Source organism: Amphritea pacifica, from assembly GCF_016924145.1.
Lineage (GTDB): Bacteria > Pseudomonadota > Gammaproteobacteria > Pseudomonadales > Balneatricaceae > Amphritea > Amphritea pacifica.
Map to the genome: position 1 here is coordinate 81936 of NZ_JAFFZO010000007.1, position 6000 is coordinate 87935.

Below are 6000 nucleotides of genomic sequence, written 5' to 3' on the forward strand. Positions count from 1 at the left end.
TTATTTATGTGCCCAGCCCACTGAACATCTGATTGGATATGAGAGATGAACTACAAAACCTTTTTTGAAATGTTGTGGCAGGACTATATTAAGATCGCGCCACAGGCCCTGAGAGTACATGACCTGTTCACCCACCTGGGTGAAACCGTTATCAATGATCATGTGGCATTCAGAACCTTCTCCGACTGCTCCATCGACCTGGACCATCTGCAGCCGGTGATTCTGGCAATGGGTTACACACTGCAGGATCACTATCATTTTGAGCAGAAGAAGCTGGTTGCCCGCAGCTATTCCCATCCGGACCCCGCTGCCCCCCGTATTTTTGTCAGTGAACTGATGCGTCACCTTCTGAGTGAAGAGAGTCAGCGTATTCTTGAGTCTGTTGTTGCCCAGATCGATCCCGGCGCGGTTGATGGCCCGGAGATATTTGCCCGGGGACTGTTATGGCAGCCGATCACAGCCGCTGACTACGACACCCTGTCAGACGAAAGTGAATACGCCGCCTGGCTGGTGAGTATGGGTCTGAGGGTTAACCACTTTACCGTCAGTCTGAATCACTCACGGTCGCTGAAGGATATGCAGCAGGTTATCGATCTGCTGGAACAACACCAGTTCCCAATCAATCAAGCGGGCGGCGCTATCAAAGGGGAGCCAGCAGACCTTCTGGTGCAGTCGTCAACAATGGCGGATCAGACAGAGATCAGATTCAGCTGCGGCCAGACAAGAACGGTTCCCACCTGTTTTTATGAATTTGCCATGCGTTATAAAAATGCAGAAGGTGAACTGTTTGATGGCTTTATAGCCAATAATGCTGACAAAATTTTCGAATCAACCAACCGCGTATAAATACGGGGTCGGACAGGTGCCTCTATCGCCCTGCCGGACTGCTACAAAAACAGCCTGATGCTATTCGTGACCGTTATTTCTGGCTATAGCCCATGCCTGTATGGGCGTCAGGAAAACAGTATTTCTGCTCAATCTGTGCCGGGAATATGATCTCAGAAAAGAGCCACGAAAAGATTGTATAACCGTTGATTGATCCTCTGCCCGCCTCATCAGACTGACAGAGTGCCCAGCATACAACTCAGTGGATCGTTCGGATAAGTAACATGATGTTAAAGGAAGTCCTGCCATGAACAGTCATCACGATATCCGCTGCACACTCCCTGATTCTCTGTGGGCAGAAAGTGCCAGTCCGGCACCGCTCACAACACCTTTTCAGGGACAAAAAAGTGCATCGGTGGTGATTATTGGCGGCGGCTACACCGGTCTTTCAACAGCGCTGCATCTGGCTGAAAAAGGGGTTGATGTGATTCTCCTTGAGGCACAAGAGATCGGCTTCGGCGGGTCTGGTCGTAATGTGGGGTTGGTGAATGCGGGTTTGTGGGTTAGCCCTGATGAGGTTGAAGCAACCCTGGGCGCTACCTATGGAGAGCGACTCAATACACAGTTAGCCGGGGCTCCCGATCTGGTTTTTTCGCTGATAGAACGCTTCGGCATCCCGTGTGAAGCAGTGCGTAATGGCACTCTGCATCTGTCTCATTCAGCGCGGGGTGACCGAATCTTACTAAAAAGAGCGCATCAGTTGCAGACTCGGGGTGCCCCGGTTGACTTAAAAGATCAGGCCACAACCGCCCGGCTAACCGGCACAAACCGCTACAGGAGTTCCCTGTTTGACCCTCGTGCAGGGACGATTCAACCGCTCAGCTATGCCCGCGGACTGGCACACGCCGCGCAATCGCTGGGAGCCAGAATCTATACCGGATCAGCCGTAACCGGACTCCGCAATAGCGGCGATGGAGAATGGACAGTCAACACCGCCAACGGCTCTGTCATTGCCGATCAGGTGGTTATCGCAACCAATGCCTACAGTGGACACCTTCACAAACCGCTGCAACAGTCGTTTATTCCACTCTTTTTTTTCCAGTATGCCACCCGTCCGCTGGCCCCAGAGCTGCTGGAAAAGATCCTGCCACAAAAGCACGGCTGCTGGGATACCCGGCAGGTGATGTCATCGATCCGCCTGGACAATTCCGGACGTCTGATTATTGGCAGCATCGGTAATGTAACAGATACAGGAAATGAATTTTTACAGAGCTGGGCCAGCCACCAGCTATCCAGGCTATTTCCAGATTGCTTTAAGCAGTCGGAGATAAGTCACAACCCTGACTTCTGGAGCCATGGCTGGTCCGGCCGGATCGCTTTTTCAAATGATCACCTGCCCCACCTTCACAGTCTTGCGCCGGGCCTGACCGCCTGCATTGGCTACAGCGGTCGCGGCATCGGCCCGGGCACGATGGTGGGTAAGTCACTGGCAGACTATCTGACAGGAATGCCACTGGAAGAGATGTTCATACCGGTCACGCAACTAAAACCGATCACTGCCCGGCGCACCCGGGAACAGTACTATGCCCGGGGGGCAGATCTATACCACCTGTATCAGCGCATCATTTAGCCGTCATCTAACTGTCACCGGGTTAGCGGTCTGACTGCCTGGCCAGCTCTTCAGCCAGTTCCAGTTTTACACTCTCGATCACCGACAGCAGCAGTGGTGGTGGTAACGGTTTATTACGGGCATAGGCCAGACCAACCACGCGCTCCAGCTGCAAGCCGTTGACCTCGCGAATAATGATATCCTTTCTGCCATCGGTGGATTGTTTCGGCACCACCGACACCCCCAGACCCGCCGCCACCATATCCAGGGCATACTCTTCGGTGCGCACAGTCGCTTTGGTATTCAGAATAATCCCGCGTTTTTGCAGCAGAAACTTCCAGGCATCATTAAAATCACAGCGCCGTCGACTGATGTACGGCAGGTTATTCAACAGCTCAAAATCGATTGAGTCATGGATCTCCAGCGGATGTCCTTTGGGTAGCGCCAGTACATAACGGTCAGTCCATAGCTTATGAAACGCTTCATCAGGCTCAACAATACTACTGGAGACGATGCGCAGATCAGATTCCTCAGCGATATCCACCAGCGTCAGATCAAGCCCTGGAATCTCCCGGAATAGCGCTTTAATCACCCGACCGATCCGCTTACCCGACAAAAATGGCATCAGGCCGAGCCGTACTGGCAGAAACTCAGGCGTATCCTGAAACTGTAGTTTAATCGACTGAATATCTCCCAGTACTTTGCGGGCATCGGGGTAGAGACGGGTACCCTCCGGAGTGGGCGTCACCCCTTTGGAGTGGCGCACAAACAGCGCACAGTCCAGTTCAGATTCCAGTTGCTGAATAGCCGCAGAAATGGATGGCTGAGCGACAAAGCAGCGCTTCGATGCCGCGCTCAGACTCAGCTCCTCATATACCGCAACAAAGTAACGTAATGAACGAAAATCCATAACAGTCTCTAATAGTTATTACCCCGAAGCCTATAGAATATCCTATAGCAATCATTTAACGATATAGTCTTTGACGATACCCCCTCCAGATATTTAGTATTTTTTTATACTGATATCGGTAGCTAAGCTTAGGTGGTTGAATAATCGCTTTTATAAGGGCTTACCATGAACATGACTTTTCTCGAAAATCTGGGGCTGACCTCACTCACGTCAGAGAACGTCTATTACAGCGTGATGGGCAACAGCCTGCGTGAAACCGGTAAAGGGCAGGAGTTTTCAATCAATTCACCCATCAATGGCATGGAAGTCGCCCGCTTCAGAAATGCCACCCCGGCGCAGCTTGAAGCCGTGATTCAAAACGCGGAGGAAGCCTTCAAACAGCTACGCACCACGCCGGCACCACTGCGCGGTGAACTGGTCCGTCGTATCGGTAACTTCGCCCGGGAACACAAAGAGGATCTGGCTAAGGTCATCACCCTGGAATCCGGCAAGATTATGCCTGAAGCACTCGGCGAGGTGCAGGAATGGATCGATGTCTGTGATTTTGCCGTTGGCCTGTCCCGGCAGCTGCACGGTAAAACGATCGTCAGTGAGCGCCCCGGTCACCGGATGATGGAACAGTGGCAGCCCCTCGGGCCTGTTGCGGTTATAACCGCCTTCAACTTCCCCATGGCTGTCTGGGCCTGGAACACCATGATCGGCCTGGTGTGTGGTGACTCGATGGTGCTGAAACCGTCCGAGAAAGCGCCGCTCTGTGCCCTCGCCTGTCAGTCCATTGTAGAGAAAGCACTGGCGACTATGCCAGAGATGCCAAAGGGTATTACCAGCGTTATTATCGGTGATCGTGATATTGGCGAGCTGATCGCACAGGACAAACGTTTCCCACTGGTATCGGCTACCGGTTCAACAGAGATGGGCCGCAGTGTGGGTCAGACCGTTGGCGCACGTCTGGGCCGCTCTTTGCTGGAGCTGGGCGGCAACAACGCCATGATCGTATCGGACACCGCCGATCTGGATCTGGCCCTGCGGGCGATTGTGTTCTCTGCCGCCGGTACGGCTGGCCAGCGTTGTACCACACTGCGTCGCCTGATCACCCACAGATCGATTCAGGACGATCTGGTTGAGCGTCTCAAAAAGTCCTATGCCTCACTGCCCATCGGCGATCCAAGCAAAGAAGGATCACTGGTCGGCCCGCTGATCGACAAGCGCAGCTTTGATGCGATGCAGGATGCACTGAGCGCAGCCATTGCACAGGGGGGTGAAGTTCTCTTCGGTGGCGAGCGTGTCACTGAGGGGGTACCGGATGGTGGTTACTATGTCCGCCCGGCAATTGTCAGTATCGCTCACGATGCCAAAGTGGTTCATCAAGAGACCTTCGCGCCCATCCTCTATGTGCTGACTTACAGCAACATCGAAGAAGCGATCGGGATTCAAAACGAAGTACCGCAGGGCCTCTCCTCTGCAATCTTTACTGAGAGTATGCGGGAAGCTGAGGTGTTTATGTCAGCGTCCGGTTCTGACTGCGGTATCGCTAACGTCAACATCGGTACGTCCGGTGCCGAGATCGGCGGTGCATTCGGTGGAGAGAAAGACACTGGCGGCGGTCGTGAGTCCGGCTCCGATGCATGGAAAGCCTATATGCGCCGTACTACCAACACCATCAACTACGGTGGTGAGTTGCCGCTGGCTCAGGGTATCGTGTTCGAATAAGACAAGCTAAAAAGCTAATCGTTATTCACCCGCCGTGACTGCAAACTGCGAAGAGTTGGTCTCGCACTATAGCCCGACATGATTACCTGCGCGGGCTTTAGGCCCTTACCACAAAAGGACCGGGAGCCCTCGGAGTTAACGAGGGCTTATCAGGCGCTGCAGACTACCCCTGTATCGCGAATGTATTCAGCCTTTGTCGGCAAGTTTTTTATGGATGTTGTTCATCCGGTAGTTACGCTCCGGGTGCAGTTCAATCATCTCAAAACCCGCGCTCATCCAGCGACGGTCAAACACCGGTTTAAGGCATTCACTGAAAGTTTCAAAGATCTTATCAGAAGCCTCTTTAAGCACTTCAGGCGGACGGCCAGACCCCACTTTCGCGGTCAGATGCACAAACGTATTGTCAGGATCACCCTCGCCAACACGGAAATGCTCGCAGCGGATCGCCCGGCTGCGAATACCACCTATCGGGAAAACTCCCGTAGCAATCGCGGTGGCGTTTAACTTCTCAAACAACGCCGGGATATCCAGATCATCATCCAGGTTGGCTGAGTATTCCATAATAAAATGAGGCATATATCCTCCTCTTACTGATATATATTTCTAAGCGTTTCGCTCTCTGGCCTTAAAGCCGTACAACCAAACCCAATAGCTTGTCTAAGCGTCACGAGCGCAGATCAGACAAGGCGGAAGCAAGTGAAAAGCGCGCAGTTTAGCCTGCTGAATAAGTACTTTATACCTTCTCTCAACACCATACGATCAAACGCAATAGCTTGTCTAAGCGTCACGAGCGCAGATCAGACAAGGCGGAAGCAGGTGAAAAGCGCGCAGTTTAGCCTGCTGAATAAGTACTTTATACCTTCTCTCAACACCATACGATCAAACGCAATAGCTTGTCTAAGCGTCACGAGCGCAGATCAGACAAGGCGGAAGCAGGTGAAAAGCG

Annotated in this window: 5 protein-coding genes; 3 read left to right on the forward strand and 2 right to left on the reverse strand. The window is 52.7% G+C overall.

The window, feature by feature from the left end:
* The first annotated feature begins 45 nt into the window (after positions 1 to 45).
* Both JW499_RS05220 and JW499_RS05225 read left to right on the forward strand, forming a co-directional pair.
* On the forward strand, positions 46 to 846 hold the full coding sequence (locus JW499_RS05220) for a DUF1338 domain-containing protein (protein WP_205209609.1): 801 nt from the start codon (positions 46 to 48) through the stop codon (positions 844 to 846).
* A gap of 286 nt (positions 847 to 1132) precedes the next feature.
* Positions 1133 to 2455, forward strand: a complete 1323-nt coding sequence (locus JW499_RS05225; RefSeq protein WP_205209610.1) for an NAD(P)/FAD-dependent oxidoreductase — start codon at positions 1133 to 1135, stop codon at positions 2453 to 2455.
* 22 nt (positions 2456 to 2477) lie between these two features.
* Here the strand turns inward: JW499_RS05225 and JW499_RS05230 are convergent, their stop codons facing one another.
* Positions 2478 to 3344 carry a LysR family transcriptional regulator gene (locus tag JW499_RS05230; protein WP_205209611.1) on the reverse strand — a complete coding sequence of 289 codons (867 nt, stop codon included), beginning with the start codon at positions 3342 to 3344 and terminating at the stop codon, positions 2478 to 2480.
* A 165-nt stretch (positions 3345 to 3509) separates the two neighbouring features.
* Here JW499_RS05230 and amaB point away from each other — a divergent pair, with 165 nt between their 5' ends.
* Positions 3510 to 5054: an L-piperidine-6-carboxylate dehydrogenase gene (gene amaB, locus JW499_RS05235; RefSeq protein ID WP_205209612.1), complete on the forward strand. Its 1545-nt coding sequence runs from the start codon at positions 3510 to 3512 to the stop codon at positions 5052 to 5054.
* A 186-nt stretch (positions 5055 to 5240) separates the two neighbouring features.
* Here amaB and JW499_RS05240 read toward each other — a convergent pair whose 3' ends face one another.
* On the reverse strand, positions 5241 to 5630 hold the full coding sequence (locus JW499_RS05240) for a 5-carboxymethyl-2-hydroxymuconate Delta-isomerase (RefSeq protein ID WP_205209613.1): 390 nt from the start codon (positions 5628 to 5630) through the stop codon (positions 5241 to 5243).
* Between the last annotated feature and the right edge of the window lie 370 nt (positions 5631 to 6000).

Coding starts and splice junctions, on each gene's coding strand:
- JW499_RS05220 (WP_205209609.1), top strand. CDS start 46: ATGAACTACAAAACCTTTTTTGAAATGTTGTGGCAGGACTATATTAAG.
- JW499_RS05225 (WP_205209610.1), top strand. CDS start 1,133: ATGAACAGTCATCACGATATCCGCTGCACACTCCCTGATTCTCTGTGG.
- JW499_RS05230 (WP_205209611.1), bottom strand. CDS start 3,344: ATGGATTTTCGTTCATTACGTTACTTTGTTGCGGTATATGAGGAGCTG.
- amaB (WP_205209612.1), top strand. CDS start 3,510: ATGAACATGACTTTTCTCGAAAATCTGGGGCTGACCTCACTCACGTCA.
- JW499_RS05240 (WP_205209613.1), bottom strand. CDS start 5,630: ATGCCTCATTTTATTATGGAATACTCAGCCAACCTGGATGATGATCTG.